The 16641-nt window shown below is 62.8% G+C and carries 22 protein-coding genes; 8 read left to right on the forward strand and 14 right to left on the reverse strand.

The features are described 5' to 3' along the window. Window positions 1–34 precede the first annotated feature (34 nt). Complete coding sequence (locus AC5ZG5_RS16470; protein WP_456642902.1) at window positions 35–307, reverse strand: hypothetical protein; 273 nt, start codon at window positions 305–307, stop codon at window positions 35–37. A 155-nt stretch (window positions 308–462) separates the two neighbouring features. Between AC5ZG5_RS16470 and AC5ZG5_RS16475 the strand changes: the two genes are divergently transcribed. Together AC5ZG5_RS16475 and AC5ZG5_RS16480 are read left to right on the forward strand one after the other, a co-directional pair. After that, window positions 463–1161, forward strand: a complete 699-nt coding sequence (locus tag AC5ZG5_RS16475; RefSeq protein ID WP_456642901.1) for a helix-turn-helix transcriptional regulator — start codon at window positions 463–465, stop codon at window positions 1159–1161. Further along, window positions 1161–1481: a YkgJ family cysteine cluster protein gene (locus AC5ZG5_RS16480; protein WP_456642900.1), complete on the forward strand. Its 321-nt coding sequence runs from the start codon at window positions 1161–1163 to the stop codon at window positions 1479–1481. The genes AC5ZG5_RS16475 and AC5ZG5_RS16480 overlap by 1 nt, the downstream gene beginning before the upstream one ends. A 148-nt stretch (window positions 1482–1629) precedes the next feature. Here AC5ZG5_RS16480 and AC5ZG5_RS16485 read toward each other — a convergent pair whose 3' ends face one another. From AC5ZG5_RS16485 to AC5ZG5_RS16500, 4 genes are all read right to left on the reverse strand, one after another. Then, window positions 1630–2028, reverse strand: a complete 399-nt coding sequence (locus AC5ZG5_RS16485; protein ID WP_456642899.1) for a hypothetical protein — start codon at window positions 2026–2028, stop codon at window positions 1630–1632. Between the two features lie 227 nt (window positions 2029–2255). After that, on the reverse strand, window positions 2256–2603 hold the full coding sequence (locus AC5ZG5_RS16490) for a DUF3307 domain-containing protein (protein ID WP_051397039.1): 348 nt from the start codon (window positions 2601–2603) through the stop codon (window positions 2256–2258). Between the two features lie 221 nt (window positions 2604–2824). Then, a complete protein-coding gene (locus AC5ZG5_RS16495; protein WP_456642898.1) occupies window positions 2825–3145 on the reverse strand; it encodes a hypothetical protein in 321 nt (106 codons plus the stop codon). A gap of 21 nt (window positions 3146–3166) precedes the next feature. Next, entirely contained in the window at window positions 3167–3904 is a 738-nt protein-coding gene (locus AC5ZG5_RS16500; RefSeq protein WP_028166773.1) for a Crp/Fnr family transcriptional regulator, read from the reverse strand. Between the two features lie 216 nt (window positions 3905–4120). On the opposite strand from AC5ZG5_RS16500, the gene AC5ZG5_RS16505 reads away from it, so the two are divergent. Further along, window positions 4121–4312 (forward strand): hypothetical protein, encoded by a 192-nt coding sequence (locus AC5ZG5_RS16505; protein ID WP_456642897.1) that lies wholly within the window; start codon window positions 4121–4123, stop codon window positions 4310–4312. Between the two features lie 63 nt (window positions 4313–4375). On the opposite strand, the gene AC5ZG5_RS16510 is transcribed toward AC5ZG5_RS16505, so the two are convergent. Beyond that, window positions 4376–4582 carry a hypothetical protein gene (locus AC5ZG5_RS16510; RefSeq protein WP_028166775.1) on the reverse strand — a complete coding sequence of 69 codons (207 nt, stop codon included), beginning with the start codon at window positions 4580–4582 and terminating at the stop codon, window positions 4376–4378. A gap of 229 nt (window positions 4583–4811) precedes the next feature. On the opposite strand from AC5ZG5_RS16510, the gene AC5ZG5_RS16515 reads away from it, so the two are divergent. From AC5ZG5_RS16515 to AC5ZG5_RS16525, 3 genes are all read left to right on the forward strand, one after another. Beyond that, on the forward strand, window positions 4812–5021 hold the full coding sequence (locus AC5ZG5_RS16515) for a hypothetical protein (protein ID WP_208828270.1): 210 nt from the start codon (window positions 4812–4814) through the stop codon (window positions 5019–5021). A gap of 16 nt (window positions 5022–5037) precedes the next feature. Beyond that, window positions 5038–5253: a hypothetical protein gene (locus AC5ZG5_RS16520; protein ID WP_028166777.1), complete on the forward strand. Its 216-nt coding sequence runs from the start codon at window positions 5038–5040 to the stop codon at window positions 5251–5253. A gap of 64 nt (window positions 5254–5317) precedes the next feature. Further along, a complete protein-coding gene (locus tag AC5ZG5_RS16525; protein WP_456642896.1) occupies window positions 5318–5557 on the forward strand; it encodes a hypothetical protein in 240 nt (79 codons plus the stop codon). 64 nt (window positions 5558–5621) lie between these two features. On the opposite strand, the gene AC5ZG5_RS16530 is transcribed toward AC5ZG5_RS16525, so the two are convergent. Next, window positions 5622–6518: a DUF6537 domain-containing protein gene (locus tag AC5ZG5_RS16530; RefSeq protein WP_456642895.1), complete on the reverse strand. Its 897-nt coding sequence runs from the start codon at window positions 6516–6518 to the stop codon at window positions 5622–5624. Then, window positions 6515–7177 carry a Crp/Fnr family transcriptional regulator gene (locus AC5ZG5_RS16535; protein ID WP_028166780.1) on the reverse strand — a complete coding sequence of 221 codons (663 nt, stop codon included), beginning with the start codon at window positions 7175–7177 and terminating at the stop codon, window positions 6515–6517. The genes AC5ZG5_RS16530 and AC5ZG5_RS16535 overlap by 4 nt, the downstream gene beginning before the upstream one ends. Window positions 7178–7531: 354 nt before the next feature. Between AC5ZG5_RS16535 and AC5ZG5_RS16540 the strand changes: the two genes are divergently transcribed. Together AC5ZG5_RS16540 and AC5ZG5_RS16545 are read left to right on the forward strand one after the other, a co-directional pair. Continuing rightward, complete coding sequence (locus tag AC5ZG5_RS16540) at window positions 7532–8317, forward strand: enoyl-CoA hydratase/isomerase family protein (RefSeq protein ID WP_130226637.1); 786 nt, start codon at window positions 7532–7534, stop codon at window positions 8315–8317. Window positions 8318–8539: 222 nt separating this feature from the next. Then, window positions 8540–8944 (forward strand): hypothetical protein, encoded by a 405-nt coding sequence (locus AC5ZG5_RS16545; protein WP_456642936.1) that lies wholly within the window; start codon window positions 8540–8542, stop codon window positions 8942–8944. 38 nt (window positions 8945–8982) lie between these two features. On the opposite strand, the gene AC5ZG5_RS16550 is transcribed toward AC5ZG5_RS16545, so the two are convergent. The 6 genes from AC5ZG5_RS16550 to AC5ZG5_RS16575 all read right to left on the reverse strand — a co-directional run bounded on the left by AC5ZG5_RS16550 (window position 8983) and on the right by AC5ZG5_RS16575 (window position 16468). After that, window positions 8983–9696, reverse strand: coding sequence for a nitroreductase (locus AC5ZG5_RS16550; RefSeq protein ID WP_456642894.1), 714 nt, complete (start codon window positions 9694–9696; stop codon window positions 8983–8985). A gap of 2 nt (window positions 9697–9698) precedes the next feature. Further along, window positions 9699–10943, reverse strand: coding sequence for an acyl-CoA dehydrogenase (locus AC5ZG5_RS16555; RefSeq protein WP_456642893.1), 1245 nt, complete (start codon window positions 10941–10943; stop codon window positions 9699–9701). Between the two features lie 140 nt (window positions 10944–11083). Next, a complete protein-coding gene (locus tag AC5ZG5_RS16560) occupies window positions 11084–12328 on the reverse strand; it encodes an acyl-CoA dehydrogenase (protein ID WP_456642892.1) in 1245 nt (414 codons plus the stop codon). A gap of 125 nt (window positions 12329–12453) precedes the next feature. Then, a complete protein-coding gene (locus AC5ZG5_RS16565; protein WP_456642891.1) occupies window positions 12454–13581 on the reverse strand; it encodes an acyl-CoA dehydrogenase family protein in 1128 nt (375 codons plus the stop codon). A 162-nt stretch (window positions 13582–13743) separates the two neighbouring features. Beyond that, window positions 13744–15618, reverse strand: coding sequence for an AMP-binding protein (locus tag AC5ZG5_RS16570; RefSeq protein WP_456642890.1), 1875 nt, complete (start codon window positions 15616–15618; stop codon window positions 13744–13746). 43 nt (window positions 15619–15661) lie between these two features. Beyond that, a complete protein-coding gene (locus AC5ZG5_RS16575) occupies window positions 15662–16468 on the reverse strand; it encodes an enoyl-CoA hydratase/isomerase family protein (RefSeq protein WP_456642889.1) in 807 nt (268 codons plus the stop codon). Between the last annotated feature and the right edge of the window lie 173 nt (window positions 16469–16641).

The raw sequence follows: 16641 nt of genomic DNA on the forward strand, positions 1-16641 counted from the left end.
GAAGCCTCCCAATTTCCAAAAAACGATGCCGAGCCTAGCGGCCCCCTGCTGCCACCATGGTGTCAGCAGGGGTAAAATGGGTCGCCAAACGAACCCGTTTCACGAGGCGGCGGCCCCGGAAAACCAGATGCTTTCCGATGGCCGTGAACAGGGCCGCGATCGAACGCAGGGCCAGTTCGATCAGCGCCCAACGGAGATCGGAGGAGACGGTGTGGATCGTGACGAGCTGTTCCAACGCAAAGGTTTGGGCTCGCCTGAACCTTTCAAGACGGCTATCGAGGCCACCCGCATCAAGACGATTCAGCATGGACAAATTCCCTTCAGTTGAGATGTTGTCCCGTTATAACCACCCCCTGCTGCCAACATCCTGTCAGCAGCGGCGAGGCCGACATCGGGAAAATCGACGGCCTGGAACTGACTAGCCAAGAGACCAGCCAAAGAGACCGACCAAAGAGAGCTGCCATGAGACGCGCCGACCGGCTGTTTCAGATCATCCAGGTGCTTCGGCGCACCCGCAAACCGCTGACCGCGGATGCGATCGCCGCCGAGCTCGAGACATCCAAGCGCACGATCTATCGCGACATCGCGACCCTGATCGAGCAGCGCGTGCCGATTCGCGGCGAAGCCGGCATGGGCTATATCCTGGAAAAGGGATTTGACCTGCCGCCCTTGATGCTGACACCCGACGAGATCGAGGCCTGCGTGCTCGGCGCGAGCTGGGTCACGGGCCACGCCGATCCGGCGCTGGCGCGCGCCGCGCAGGATTTGATGGCCAAGATCGCCGATACGGTGCCGGAACGGTTGCGGCCGTTCGTACTCGAACCCGCAAGCCGCGCCCGCTGGGCGCGGAACCAGGAACCCGACCGCATCGACATGGTGCGGACACGCTCGCAGATCCACGACGGCAAGAAGATCACGCTCAATTATCGCGACGAACATGGCCGCGATACCGAACGCACGATCTGGCCGATCGCGGTCGGCTATCATGAAGCGGTGCGCATCCTGGCGGCATGGTGCGAGCTGAGGAAGGATTTCCGCAGTTTCCGCACCGACCGCGTGCAGGGCGCGGTCTATCATGACGAGAAATACCCTGAAAGGCGCGACCTGTTGCGAGCGCGCTGGCGCCGCAGCCTGGTCTGGGAAGCGCCGAAGGACATCTGATGGCGATCGAAAATGCGACCGAGAATCCCTGCCAGGGTTGCGGCGCGTGCTGCTTCTACTCGGAGAACTGGCCCCGCTTCACCACCGAGGACGACGCGGAGCTCGACCTGATCCCGCAGCAATACGTCAATGCAAGGCAATCCGGCATGCGCTGCGACGGCGACCGCTGCTCGGCGCTGTCGGGCAAGATCGGCGTGGCCACGAGCTGCGCGATCTATGCGATACGGCCCGAGGTCTGCCGCACCTGCATGCCCGGCGATGCCGAATGCGCGATGGCGCGACGCCGGCACGGACTTCCGGTGTTGGCAGTTGAATCGTAGCCCGGATGGGGCAGGAGTCCCTCACGGTGAGGAGCGCGTCTTCGCGCGTCTCGAACCATGAGGCCTCGATCTCGCCCGCGGCCCATCCCTCGAGACGCCGCTTTGCGGCTCCCCGGGATGAGGGAGAGTTCGTGGTCCCGTATAGGGCCTAGGCAGTCACACTCTGCGCAACCTCTTCCTCGTCGAGATCGTCGACGATCGGCGCGAAGGTCGCGAGCGGCTTGGTCGACAGCGTGATCGGCTTGCGGCCGCCATGCGAGGGCGCTGCCGAGCGGGCCGGCTGGCGGGACAGTTTATAAAGGTTGTTGCCGACGTGGCCGCCGAAATAAGCGAGCTCGCGTTCGCTGCAGCTTGCGGCGATCGCCACTGCCAGCGAATGCAGATGATGGCGGCGATAGCAGAACAGCGCCAGCATGGCCCGGACATCGGACGAGACGCTTTCGACGAGGGCCTGGAGGCCGGCAGGATTGGCGCGGTACATCTGTCCGAGCAGCTCCTCGCGGACCGGGCAAACGTCGTTCTCGAAGGCGTTGCGGCTTGAAAACATTGCAGTTCTCCCTGGTCCGGAAGATGCCGTGCAATTCTCTAACGAAGGGTTAACCACGGGTGCCAGTAGTCATCCGGGGCGATTGCGATTTTTGAGCGACTCAGAAACGCGCCTGTCATTCCGGGGCGATGCGAAGCATCGAGCCCGGAATCCATTTCTCGGCCTGCGCGTGCGGCGTAGTGGATTCTCGCGCAGAGCCCGCCCCGGAATGACGGAGAGAATTGGGCTCAGTTCGCGGCCATAAAGATCGCAAGGCCGAAGCCGGTCAGGTGATGCAGCGCCTGATCGACGCCGATCAGTGACCAGAACCAGGGGTGCTCGGTCGTGACGCCGAAGGTCGAGGTGGTGATTCCCTTGGCGCGATCCACCGCGAGGTGGATGAAGAAATCGATGAAGGCGACGAACCAGAATCTCGGCGCGATCACCAGGATCACGAGCAGCGAGGTCGCGAGGTGCACGAGACAATGCGCAAACAAGGGCAGCGCCCAGCCGGTCTTCTGATCCTTGCCGATCGCCATCCAGGAAGTCTGCAGAAAGAAGTCCGCCACGATGTGCTTGGCGGTCAGCAGCAGCATCCATCCTACCAGTGCAGCAACCGGGACCGACGACGACATGGATGGAAACGACAAAGCTGACGCCCTTCGCTGCGACTGATGGAAAATGATGGAGAGAAACCGGACCTGGGCGTCAGCGCAACTTTTTCTTAAACCCGCAATATTCAAAACTTGCGGCCATTTATGGCATCTCCCGCGCCCGAATGCACCTCTCGGTCCTCCGAAATTCATATGGTGTGGCCCTACGGCGATAGTGCTGCGGCATCGTCGCGCAGGCCATAAAGGTTAACAGTCGACGGCGATCCGCAGTCGGGACAAAGCCGGACATCGTTCAGCCGCGCGGCATCGCCCGCCCAATACGATCGCAACCTCCTGAACGCGATGGAGTTACGTTGGAACAAAAAATATAGCAAAATCAAACAGATATATGTTCGCAAACAGAGCAGGTGAAACGGGCATTTCAAGAAGATTGCGAACCGCGCCTCGCGTCGCGGCGCGACGATCGGCTGCCGGGCCAGAGCGTCACCACTCCCGCTCCAGGCGTCGGTAATACCAAGCGTCAAGCGATCACCGACCGGGCGGCATCACTCGGTGGCATCGAGCTGACGGCCTTCGCGCTCCATATGCAGATAGTTGGCGTTGAACAGGCCGGCATTCATCAGGCGCCGAAGATCCGGCACGACAAGCGTCCTGCCTTTCAATACGATCAGATTCGCCGAACGCAATTCCTGCAGGGTGCGGTTGACATGCACCTTGGACAGCCCGCTGGCGTCGGCGAGATCGGCCTGCGTCAGGGGGAAGTCGCAACCGTCGCCGTTGGTGAGACCGGCAAGGCGTAGGCGGAAGAAGAGCTCGCACAAAAGATGCGCCATGCGCTCCAGCGCCGTGCGCTGACCCAGGTTCAACGTCCATTCGCGCTGGATCGCGGCATCAACCAGGCTTTCCCACCAGAGCGCCGTCACGATGCGCGGATATCCGACGCTGATCTCCTCGAAGAAATCGCGCGACAGGTCGGCGATGGTGCAGTCCGTGATCGAGCCGATCGAATGGTCCATCTCGCGCAGGATGAAGACGTTGAGATCGCAGCTATCGCCCGGCAGGAAAAAGGACACCACCTGCCGTCGCCCATCCTCCAACTGCTTGTAGCGGCATGCCCAGCCGGCAACGACCAATTGCACGTCCTTGGGCCTCTCGCCCTCGCGCACGATATCGACCCTGGGACCGAACTTGCGCAGCCGTTCCGATGCCGCGCGGGTGAGGTACGCGCGATCGGCCGACGACAGCCGCACAAACTGCTCAAGCTTACGAACGAGTGGACTCAAAGGAACAGTCTCCCCGCTAATAAGTCGAGTAAAGGATAGGACCGTTTTCAATAACCTATGTTATTCCCCCTCAAGTAGCTAATTATATATTATACTCTATCAGGTTGCAGATAGTGACGCCTAAAATGCGAGTTTCTTCAACGACCCCAGCACATGTTAATGCGCGAGCGGAACCCTGTCTGTGACAATCGCTGTTGGTGCAGTCGGGGAAATGTGATGCAGGAATACCGGGCCTATCTGTTGGGAAGCGACGGCCACATTCGGAAGCAAATGGAGCTGGAAAGCGAGACCGACGACGAGGCTGTCGCCAGGGCACGCCAGCACTTCAATGGCGGGACGGTCGAGGTCTGGCAGGGGGTGCGCATCGTCGCCAAACTTGACGATGGCTCCCGAGATGGCTCCGGATAAGTGGACCCCTTCGTGTCAGGCCGTCGCCACGCGCAGCCCCGCAAGAAAGCCACGCGCGTCCTTCTATCCCGTCGGCGCGTCGCCGCTATCGTCGGGGCCCATGCCCGACCCCGGCGTCTTGTTGTCGTCGGTGAGCTTGGGATCGCGGGTCGCCTCCTTCGAAACCGAATGCTTCGGATCCGTCTTGTGAACGGTCTGAGCCCGACGCTTGTCGGCAGGCTGCTCCTCGCCCTTGTTGTCCCTGACGATACCCTGATCCGAACGCGTCATCGGCTGCTTCCCTGATATCTCGACGGCCCCGACGATCTCTTTCGCCGGGGCCTGTCATCGGAGTGCTTCCGCCATCCTCCGGGGACGGATAGCGGAAGCAACAGGCTTACGCTCGACTGCTGCAAACGTTCCAGTCGCCGGAGATTTGCATCTTTGGTTTGATCGGCTTTCATAGGTTAAGGACGCTGTCCAGGCGTCAGACTAGCTTCGCTTCCAGATCGGAGGCGGCATGAAGAAGAAGCGAAACAGATCGCGGCCGACCGAGCCATTCGAGGTCCGTTTACAGAAATTCGCCCGCGATGCCCGCGCCGCTGCGCGCCGGTTGCCGCTTGGCCGCGAGCGCGATGCGTTAATGAAGAAAGCCCGGCAGACCGAGAATGTACTCGATGTCAGCGCCATGCTGAGCGTCCGCCATGTCGATGCGACCAATGAGAGATGAGATCAGGGAGGGGCAAATGATCGAGAGCAAATTTGATTCGAAGACCTTGGCAATCATGAACGCCGCCTTGGATCGGATATGTGAGCAAACGCAGCATGGCGAACGGCACTCGGTTCGCAAGAGAATCGCGAGACGAATCATCAGATCCGCCGAGGGCGGCAAGACCACGCTGACGGAACTGATCGCCGCGGGCAAGCGGTCGCTCAGCAATCTGGCTCCCGCCGCGAAATAACGGCTTTCGCAGGAACACAACCCGCCTGCCGGCTCTTGTTACCCAAACAGGAAAGGCAGCAGCCATGCGAGTGGCGATCATCCTTGCCTTGCTCGCGATTCTGGCGGCCGTTGGCGTCTTCGCCTATGAGGGACTCACAATGCCGGGTGCCGCGATGCCCGGCCAAGGCTATGCAGCCATGGCAATCGGCATCGTGTTCTCTGTTGTCATCGGCGGCGGCCTGATGGCACTCCTGTTCTACTCGAGCCGCCGCGGCTATGACGAACCGCCGAAACTGTCCTCGCGCGAGGACGGCCCGCGATAAAGCATGATCCGGAAAAGTGGGCACCGGTTTTCCGAAAGAGATCATGCTCAGATAAATCGAACGATCACCCGGCTGCTGCGCTGGCTTCGGCAGGCAGACGGGCCCGGATCTCCGCGATCTTGCGCTTCAGCGCCGCCTGCCGCGGATCGGGCATCGCTGCCGCGCGTGCCTCCGCAATGGCCCCGGCGAGATCAGGCAAGGCGAGCACGCCATCGAAGGCCGGCTTGGCGAGGTCGTCGATGATCGTGTGCCAGTCGGCGAGCCCGTGGCGGTAGCTCGCGCCATAGCCTTCGATCATCGTCGCCGTCCGGATGACAGCGAGGGCTGCCGCGGGCTGTTTGGCCAGGCTGCGGTTGATCATATGCAGCCAGCGCTCCACCCAGACCCGCTCCTTGGCGTAGCGAATCGAGAACAGGCGCCAGCGCTTCAGGCCGGCCTCAAGCTTCAGGCGGCGGATGCTGAAGCGGTTCTTGGTGGAGAAGCGGACTTTGACCGTCCTTCGTGCCCAGCCCAGCCGCTCCAGGATATCGAGCACCGGCTCGGCGATCGCCGCGGGCAGAGCATCAACCAGTTCGTCGAACCGGAATCTCCTGATATCCACCGATCCGGCCTGCGCACCCTTGTCGCCGAGCTCGAGCAGTTTCAATTGCGCGATCCGGATCGGATCCTCATAGGCCATGCGCTGCATCATCAACTGCACGATCTCGGCAAGCATCGCTTCGTCGACGTCGCGCCTGCCGACGAAGCGCCGCAAGCGGTCGACATAGAGCTGCGCATAGCCGGCGCTCTGATAGTCGATCAGCAGGTGGATGGCATCGCTCGCGACGGCTGCGACGCTCTCCGGCAATCCCTCGGGGAGCACTGGCTGTGTGTCGTCATCGTCGCCGAGGAAATCGGCGAACAGATAACGCAACGAGGACAGGATGCCATCGTCCGCCACGGTTGCACTCTCGCTCGTCATGCCGGCTTCGGCTCTACCGCCGCCACCTGCTGGGCCAGCCGCTGCTCCAGCGTATCGATATTCTGGAACAGCCGCGCGCTGGCAAGCCTGAGGAAGTAGAAGCCGAAGGCCGGGTTCTGCACATAGAGCTGCTCGACCTGGTCGTAGCTCACCGAAAGGATGACGCCGCCCTGGACGCATTCCAGCGTCTGCGTGCGGACGTTGGACGGCGACAGCATGCCAAGCTCGCCGACAATGGCGCCGACCGGCAGCTCGATGCCGGACTCGACCAGGCGGAAGCGGCCGCTGACGATGTAGAACATGCTGTCGGCCTTCTCGTCCTTGTAGAACAGGACTTCGCCGGCGCTGCATTTGCGCTCGGTCATGAACGGCTTCAGCCATTCCATCGAGAGATCGCTGTTGACGGACTTCCTGACGTCGCGGACGAGCTGCAGCATCTGGTGCAGGCGATAGGTATTGACCAGCAGCATGACCACCTGGACCAGAATGACCAGATAATTATGGATCGGAATGGCTGTGATGATCAGGACAATGTTTGCGAGAATGCCGAAAACGCGCAAGGGAATCATTGTCCGCATCGTGGTGGTCGCGATCACGAAGATCGACGCGAACAACGTGCCGGCAGTCCCTGCGTGCTGAACAAGATGTGAGGTATCCATAGGAAACCAACCAATTTCTAAGCAGTGAATGTCGCCGCGATTTCTTAAATCCGGGGCCGCCCCGCACGGCAGCCTCTCCCTGATATACGGGAAATGTCGCTCTTTTGTTCGCGAATCTCACGACTTTGTCAGGCAAATCAGGCGCCGGCCAGGGCGGCCTGGCATGCCCAGACGGGTGAGACCGAGGCGGAATGCAGCCATTTGCCAGTCGTCGTTGACGGGCTGGGCAAGGAAAGGCACCTTCCGGCAACCGGTGTGGATTACCACGTCCGCGAAGCAGCCGACAGGCCCGGCCTTGCCGAGACGACCGACGCCAAACCGGCGCGAGCTGGAGAACCAACAATGGAGCAAACCATGTCTGACGCGGCCGAGACCGCAACCCCGCCGCAGCTCGAGATTTCGGGCCCTCGCGCCACCATCCGCCTCAACCGTCCCAAGCACATGAACCGGCTGCAGGCGGAAGATCTGGTCGAGCTGGTGCGACTGTTCGACCGCGTCGAGGCCGATCCCGCCGTCCGCGTGCTGGTGCTGACCGGCACCGGCCGGGCCTTTTCCGCCGGCTACGATCTCAATTCGGTGGCGGCCCGCGCCGGTGCTGGCAGCGACGAGCCGAGCTCCGGTTCCGCGTTCGAGGGCGTGGCCAACCGGCTCGAAGATCTGCGGGTGCCCACGATCTGCCGGCTCAACGGCGGCGTCTATGGCGGCTCGACCGATCTGGCGCTTGCCTGCGACTTCCGCATCGGCGTCGACACCGCGGAGATGTTCATGCCGGCCGCAAAGCTCGGCCTGCACTATTACCCGAGCGGTATCAGGCGTTATGTGTCGCGGCTCGGCGTCAACAATGCCAAGATGCTGTTTCTGACCGGGCAGAAGATCAGCGCGGTGGAGATGCTGCGGATCGGCTATCTCACCGCCATGGTGCCCGAGGGCGAGCTGGACCAGGAGGTCGACCGGCTCGCGAGCCTGCTCGCCGCCAACGCGCCTCGCGCGATGGCCGGCATGAAGCGCGCTATCAATGAATTCGCTCACGGCGAGTTCGACAAGGAAGCCGCCGACACCCGTCATCGCGAGAGCCTGCGCGGGACCGAGATCAAGGAAGGCATCAAGGCGCGCGCGGAGAAACGGCCGGCGAAGTTCTGACCGTGGGCGCGCTGCTGCCGGCAAACGTCAGTGGCACGGAATGCGCAACCAGCCGGTCGAGGTCGGCGACTGGGGCGGCTGCACTTGGGTCCGCTGCACTTGGATCCGCTGCGCAGCTCTTCACCGGATTCGCCCGGAGAAGGAGGTTAACCAAGTTTTAGCGCTAGCCATGTCGATGATCCGGCTGGGGCATCTGTGAACACCGACCGAGAAGGTTCCTCCATGCTCAGAAACGGTACCTATGCAGCGTGGTTCAAGACCTCGCTGGGCCAAGGCACCGGCATCGCCCATGTCGAAGACGGCAGGATCTGGGGTCATGACAGCATCACGACCTATAGCGGCTCCTGCGAAATCGACGGGGACCGCTTCACCGCCATCCTATCGATCAGAAGGCACACCGAAGGACATGCAACCGTCTTCGGCGCCGATGACCTTACGCTTCGGCTTGAAGGAACGTGCGCCGACAAATTGGGTCGTTACATAGCGACCGCCGAGCAGGTGCCGGGAGTGATCCTTGAAGGGACTCTGATTCTCAGCGAACCACAGCTGCCTGCACCGGAGCCGATCGGGCCGACACCAAAATTCGACCCTGACAAGCTACCGAAACCACCGACGCGCACCCGCTGATCGGTCGCGGGTTAAACGAGCCTCGTCGAGATCACGGACTACTCGTCCAGGAAGGTCACGGCATCTGCGACGGTCGCCCTTGAGGTCCGATAGCTGTTCACCTTGTGGCTGTGATCGGCGTAGCCGAAGGAGATGCCGCAGACGACGCGGCGGTCGTCGGGCAGGTTGAAGTGACGGCGGATCAGGCCGGAATGGCGGGCGAGCGCCGCCTGCGGGATGGTGCCGAGCCCCAGCGCCTGGGCCGCCAGCATGAAATTGCTGACATAGGCGCCGCAATCGATCGCGCCGTAAATGCCGAGCGGCTCGTTGGTGTGGATAACAGCGACATGCGGCGCGCCGAAGAAATTGTAGTTCTCCAGCGCCTGTTTTGCGTAGGCCGCCTTGTCGCCGCGGGCGATACCCAGCGTGTTGTAAAGCTGGAAGCCGCTTTCGCGGCGGCGCTCCAGATAAACCCCGACATATTCGCGCGGCGGCGCGAAGTCATGGTCGTCCTTGGTGCCGGAAGCGGCCTCGGCATAGATCGATTTGCGGAACCGTTCCTTGGCCTCGCCGCTCGCGATCAGGACCTGCCAAGGCTGGCTGTTGCACCAGGACGCGGTGCGCTGCGCTACGTTGAGCACATGCTCGATGATCTCCCGCGGCACTTCGCGCGGCAGGAAGGCGCGAACGGAGTAGCGCTCGTTGAGGAGCTCTTCGAGCACGCCGATGCGATCTTCCGTCGTGTAACGCGGGCTTGGCGTTTTCGCATCCATGGTCAGCGTCCTTTGGTTGGGATCTTGTTGAACGGCACGTCCTTGTCGACGCGGATATCACCGGGCAGACCGAGCACGCGTTCGGCGATGATGTTGCGCAAAATTTCATCGGTGCCGCCGGCGATCCGCATCGATGGCGAGGTGAGCAGCATCTGCTGAAACTGGCCGCTTGCCACTTCCTCCGAAGCGCCCGTGAGCGCGCCGGCGGCGCCTTCGAGGTCCATCGCGTAAGTCGCGATGTCCTGCAGCATGGTGCCCGCGACGAGCTTGCCGATCGAGTTCTCCGGTCCCGGCCGCTCCCCCTTGGAGAGCGAAGAGATCGCGCGGTAGCTGGTGTATTTCAGTCCGCTTGCCTTCACGGCCCAGCTCGCGAGCTTCGAGCGCACGGCGGGATCGTCGATCGCAAGCCCGTCCTCCGTCATCAAATTCGAGCAGAACTCGAACATTTCCGGAAAGCCGGTCGCAAGCCGCGCGCCGATCGACATACGCTCGTTCATCAAGGTGGTCAGCGAGACGTTCCAGCCGTCGCCGACCGCGCCAAGCCGCTGGCTGTCCGGGATCACGACGTCGGTGAAATAGACCTCGTTGAACTCCTGCATGCTATTGGCCTGCTTGATCGGGCGGACTTCGACGCCTTTGCTCTTCATGTCCAGGAAGAACATGGTGAGGCCCTTGTGCTTTGGCACGTTGGGATCGGTGCGCGTGATCAAAAGCCCGTAATCGGAATAGTGCGCGCCCGAGGTCCAGATCTTCTGGCCGTTGATGATCCAGTTGTCGCCCTGCTTTTCCGCGCGCGTGCGCAGCCCTGCGACGTCAGAGCCGCCGGCCGGCTCGGAGAAGAGCTGGCACCAGATCTCTTCGCCCGAAGCGAGCTTCGGCAGATAGCGGCGCTTATGCTCCTCGCTGCCATAGGCCATCACGGTTGGGCCGCACATGCCCTCGCCGATCTGGAACGGCTGGGTCAATTTGCCGTAGATGCCCTCTTCCTGCTGCCAGATCACCTTCTCGATCGGCGAAGCACCGCGGCCGCCATATGCCTTCGGCCAGTGCAGGCAGGCCCAGCCGGCCTCTGCCTTCTTCTTCTGCCAGGCCTTGCCGACGTCGACGATCTCGGCCTTCTCCAGCCGGATACGGCCGAGCGACGACCTTGACAGCTCCGCCTCATACTCCTTGGGCGCGTTGGCCTCGACCCATTTGCGCGCCTCGGCGCGGAAGGCGGCTTCCTCCGGGGTATCGTCGAAGTTCATGGCGGACCTCTCAATCTCTATTCTTGTTCTCTATCAACCCTCATGGTGAGGAGGCGCGCAGCGCCGTCTCGAACCATGAGGCCCCAGGCGGGCCTGCATCCTTCGAGACGCCCGCTCCGCGGGCTCCTCAGGATGAGGGTCTAGGACCTTCCCTTCGTCGGTATCTGGTTGAACGGCACGTCCTTGTCGACCCTGATATCACCTGGCAATCCCAGCACCCGTTCGGCGATGATGTTGCGCATGATCTCGTCGGTGCCGCCCTCGACGCGGGTGCCGGGCGCCCGCAGCAGCATCGCCTGGAACTTGCCGGCGAGTTCCGCATCCGTCCCGGTCAGCACGCCGGCGGCGCCCTGCAGGTCGAGCGCGTACATCGCGACTTCCTGGATCATCGATCCCGCCACCAATTTACCGATGGAATTCTCCGGGCCCGGCCGCTCGCCCTTCGACAGGGCCGAGATCGCGCGCATGCTGGTGTATTTCAACCCGCTCGCCTTGACCGCATAGTTTGCAAGCCTTGAACGAACACTGCGATCTTCGATCGCGGGGCCGTCCTCCAGCCTCAAGCTGTTGCAGAACTCGAACAGTTCCGGGAAACCGGTCGAGACGCCGGCGCCGATGGACATGCGCTCATTCATCAGCGTGGTCAGCGAGACATTCCAGCCGTCATTAACCTCACCGAGCCGCTGATGATCCGGAATCCTGACGTCGGTGAAGTAGACCTCGTTGAAGTCGGACTGCCCGCTCGCCTGCTTGATCGGCCTGACTTCGACGCCTGGGCTCTTCATGTCCAGGAAGAACATCGTCAGGCCCTTGTGCTTGGGCACGGTCGGATCGGTGCGGGTCAGCAGGATGCCGTAGTCGGAATAATGCGCGCCCGACGTCCAGATCTTCTGGCCGTTGATGATCCACTCGTCGCCCTTCTTCTCCGCACGGGTACGAAGCCCCGCGACGTCGGACCCGCCTGCGGGCTCGGAGAAGAGCTGGCACCAGATCTTTTCGCCCGCGGCCAGCGGCGGCAGATAGTGGCGCTTATGCTCCTCGCGGGCGAACGCCATCATGGTCGGGCCGCACATGCCGTGGCCGATGATGAACATCGCGCTGAGCCTGCCGAACGGACCCTCCTCCTGCTGCCAGATCACGCGCTCGATCGGCGAGGCGCCACGGCCGCCATATTCCTTCGGCCAGTGCAGACAGGCCCAGCCGGCATCCGCCTTCTTCTTCTGCCAGGCCTTTGCGACCTCGAGGATGTTGGCATTCTTGAGCTGGACGCGGCCGAGCGAGGATTTGCGCAGCTCTTCCTCATATTGCTTCGGCGCGTTCGCCGCGATCCAGGCTCTCGCCTCGGCGCGGAACGCGGCTTCCTGCGGGGTGTCGTCGAAATTCATGTTCTAAAATCCTCGGCCGTGTTTCGTGGCGTCGTAGGATGGGTAGAGCGCAGCGAAACCCATCATTTGCCGCCACTGGTTTGATGGGTTTCGCTTCGCTCTACCCATCCTACGGTCATTACGACTTACGCCGCGTTCTTCTTGCGCATGCGGTCGATCAGGGCGTCCTCCCAATAAGAGAGGCTGCCAAGGCCGAGCGCGGTGGCATTGGCGCGGCGGTAGTACATGTGGCAGTCGAACTCCCAGGTGAAACCCATGCCGCCATGGACCTGGATGTTGTTCTTGGCGCAGTGCTGGAACGCCTGCGTCGCGCTGATCCGCGCCGCGGCGGCCGCTTCCGGCAACTCCGCGGCGTTAGTCGAGAGCGCCCAGGCGCCGTAGTAGCAATTGGAACGCGCCAGCGTCGCCGAGACATACATGTCGGCCAGGATGTGCTTCACCGCCTGGAACGAGCCGATCGGGCGGCCGAAGGCGATGCGGTCGAGCGCGTAGTCACGCCCCATCTCCAGCGCGCGGTCGGCGCCGCCGACCTGCTCGAAGGCCAGCAGCACCGCGGCGCGGTCGAGCACTTGCGTGATGATGCCCCAGCCTTCGCCGGTGGCGCCGAGCGGCTCGGCCTTGGCGTTGGTGAAAGTGAGCTCCGCCTGGCCGCGGGTCGGATCGAGATTGGTCAATTCCTTGACCTCGACGCCGCTCCCCTTGAGATCGACGAGGAACAGCGAGATATCGGCATCACGTCCGGTCGAGCCGGTGCGCGCGGCCACCACGGCGAAATCGGCGATGGCGCCGTCCGGCACCGGCTTCTTGGTGCCGTTGAGCGCTGCGCCCGCCGCAGTGAGCTTGATCGCCTTCGGCGACGGATTGCCCTTGCCCTCGAACAGCGCCAGCGTGCCGATGGCTTCGCCTGCGGCGATCTTCGGCAGCCATTTCTGCTTCTGCGCATCGCTGCCGGCGAGCATCAAGGCTTCGGCCGCCAGATACACGGTCGAAGAGAACGGCACCGGCGCCAGCGCCCGGCCCATCTCCTCCGCGATCACGCAGAGCTCAAGATGGCCCGCGCCAGCGCCGCCGAACTGTTCGGGGATCGCGACGCCGAGGAAACCCATCTCGGCGAGGCCCTTCCAGAGCTCCTTGTCGTAGGCTGCCTTGCCGTCGAGCACCGTGCGCACCGCTTTCGGCGGGCATTGCTCGCTAAGGAATTTCCGCGCCTCGTCGCGCATCTGCTTCTGTTCGTCGGAGAAATCGAAATTCATGGCGTTTCACTCGGGTTGATGATGCGTGACAAGAGACTGTCATTCCGGGGCGCGCGAAGCGCGAACCCGGAATCCATCGCGCCGCGTGCGCAAGCGGAGAAATGGATTCCGGGTTCGGCGCTGCGCGCCACCCCGGAATGACGAGTGGAAAGAGCGTCGTGTTCATTGCAGCACGATCACATCTGTATCGGGCCCGTCGGCATAGAGTTTCTCCACCAGCGCCGCGCGACGCTCGAGGCCGGCGCGCTGGTTGATGTAGCCCTTGTCGGTGAGTTCGTTGCCGTCGATCGAGGGCGGCTCGACCATCAGCATCGCGCGCGAGATACGCCGGCTGCTGGCGCCGGCGACGGACGCGTTGTGCGCCTCCAGCCCGCGCCTGAAACAGGCGATCACCTCGGGATGCTTCACAGCGTCTTCGAAGGTAGCGTTGGGATCGCCGATGAGCTGCCGGCAGGCATGAAGATTGGGCCAGGCGAGCAGGCCGATGAAGGGGCGATCCTGCCCGGCCACCAGCGCGTCGTGCACGACAGGCGTTGCCGCCGCGATCGCATCGGTGCGGAGCGAGCCGACATGCACGAAGGTGCCGGTCGTGAGCTTGAAATCCTCGACCACGCGGCCGGCGAAGATGATGCCCTGCACGGGATCCTCGGGGTCGACGAACACGCCGGCATCGCCGATGCAGTAGAAGCCTTCTTCGTCGAACACCGATCTGGTGAGTTCGGGTTGGCCGAAATAGCCGGGCGTGACGTTGACGCCGCGCAGACGCAACTCATATTTCGCGCCGCACGGCACCATCTTCAGCTCGACGCCGGGGAATGGCAGCCCGATCAGGCCGACGCGCTCGGTGTCCCAATAGGTGCCGGTCGAGGTCGGCGCGGTCTCGGTCGAGCCCCAGCCGGTATAGAACACGATGCGCTCGCCAGTGGTGCGGACCGCAAGCGCCTGCATCCGATCGTAGAGATCATCCGGCAGCCGCGCGCCGCCATAAGCCATCACGGAAAGATTCCTGAAGAAGCTGCGGCAGAGCACATCGTCCTTTTCCATCGCCGCCGCCAGTGCGGCGTAGCCGGCGGGGACGTTGGCGTAATAGGTCGGCGAGATCTCGCGCAGGTTCCGGATGGTCTCGTCGAACTGGCCCGGCATCGGCCGGCCGTCGTCGATATAGAGCGTGCCGCCATCGATCAGCACCGGGTTGAACAGCGCATTACCGCCCATGGTGTGATTCCAGGGCATCCAGTCCAGAAAAGTCGCGAGCGGACCATTGGGATCGCGTGGCCGCACCTGCATCATCATCGCGGCATTGGCGCACATCATCTCCTGGGTGTTGATGACGGCCTTGGGCATGCCGGTCGAGCCCGAGGTGAACAATAGCTTTCCGACCGTTTGCGGCGTGATCTGCGCGATCGACGCTTCGACATCGTCCGTCACCGGCGTTGCCGCCAGCTCGGCGAAATTGACGCTCTTGATGCCATCGCAACGGCGAGCGACGTGAACGACGGTGACGCCATCAAGATCAAGCGTGCGCAGCGCCCTCTCGAAGGTCGGGCCGTCCTGCACCATGATCACGGCCGGCTTGACCAGGTCGAACAAATATTTGAGCTTGAGATGATCCTGGCTCATCAGCGAATAGGCCGGCGACACTGGCGCCGCCGGCAGCCGCGCCTGCATCGCCGCCTGTGTCATCAGCGCGTGCTCGATCGAATTCCCTGATAGGATCGTGACCGGACGGCCGGCATCGAGCTTCAGATTGAGCAGGCCTTGCGTGAGCCCATCCACCGTGCGCTTGGCTTCGGCGTAGGACAGGTTGCGCCATTGCCGCTCGGGGCCGGTGCGCTGGGCGAGCCAGGTCCGCTCCGGTGCCTGCTTCGCCCATTTCGCGAGCGAAGCTGGAATATGCTTCTCGTAGGGGCTGAGCGGAATGCGCGACTTCAGGACGATCGCGCCGTCGTCTCGACGCTCGATCGCGATGTCGCGCGGCAGCCATTCGATCTTGCGAAAGCCCGGCTTTTCCAGCACCGCGGCTGCACTCCCACTCATTTTGCGTCTCCCGGAATTTCTTGTCCTTTGCGGATCTTTGTTGCTATCGCCTGATATACACAGGCTTTCGTTTTTCGAGAAAGGCCCTGATACCTTCCGCAAAATCTTCTGAACGGCTGCACAGGACCTGGTTGCGGTCCTCCATCGCGATGACAGCTTCCAGCGATCCGGCATCGACGCTCATGTTGAGGCATTCCTTCGAGAGCCGCAGGCCCACGGGCGACGCCGTCAGCATCGCCTCGATATAAGGCTCGTCGGCCGCATCAAGCCTGCCCTCTTCCACCACCTCGGAGACAAGGCCGACCGCGAGCGCGCGCTCCGCACCAATGAAGCGGCCGGTGAGGATCAGTTCGGACGCAACAGAGACGCCGACGAGACGCGGCAGGAAATAGCTGGTGCCGATATCGCAGCCACCAAGGCCGAGCTTGATGAAAGCGCAATTCATTCGCGCCGATCTGGTCGCGATGCGGATATCGGAAGCGAGCGCCAGTGCGAAGCCGCCGCCGGCGGCCGCGCCCTGGATCAGCGCAATGATCGGCTGCGGACAGCGCCGCATCAGCATCACGATGTCAGCGATGCGCCGCTGCGAGTCCAGCGACTCGGTGACCCCAGGCGGCTCCTGCTGCCCGGCGCGACGCTGCATCGCGTGCTTGAGGTCAAGGCCGGCGCAGAAATTCTCACCCGCGCCTTTCAGCACCACGACACGCCTGTCGCGGTTGCGCTGCAGGCCCTGGAAGTAGACATTCAGCGCATCGATCAGCGAGGGATCGAGCGCGTTCAGGCTCTCGGGGCGATTGAGCGTCACCCGATCGACGCCGTCGTGATGTTCGATCAGAAGCGGTTGCGACACGCTTAACTCCTGCTTCACCCGAACGCGATGCCAGTTACTGCGCCCTCTCCCCTTGTGGGAGAGGGCTACGCCGGCACCAGCCCTGCATTCGATACGGTGAGGGGTTGCCAGCGGGAGAGAACCCTTCATCCGTCGCGGATTTCATCCGCGCCACCTTCTCCCACAAGGGGAGA

The sequence above is a fragment of the Bradyrhizobium sp. Ses1 genome (genome assembly GCF_059512365.1).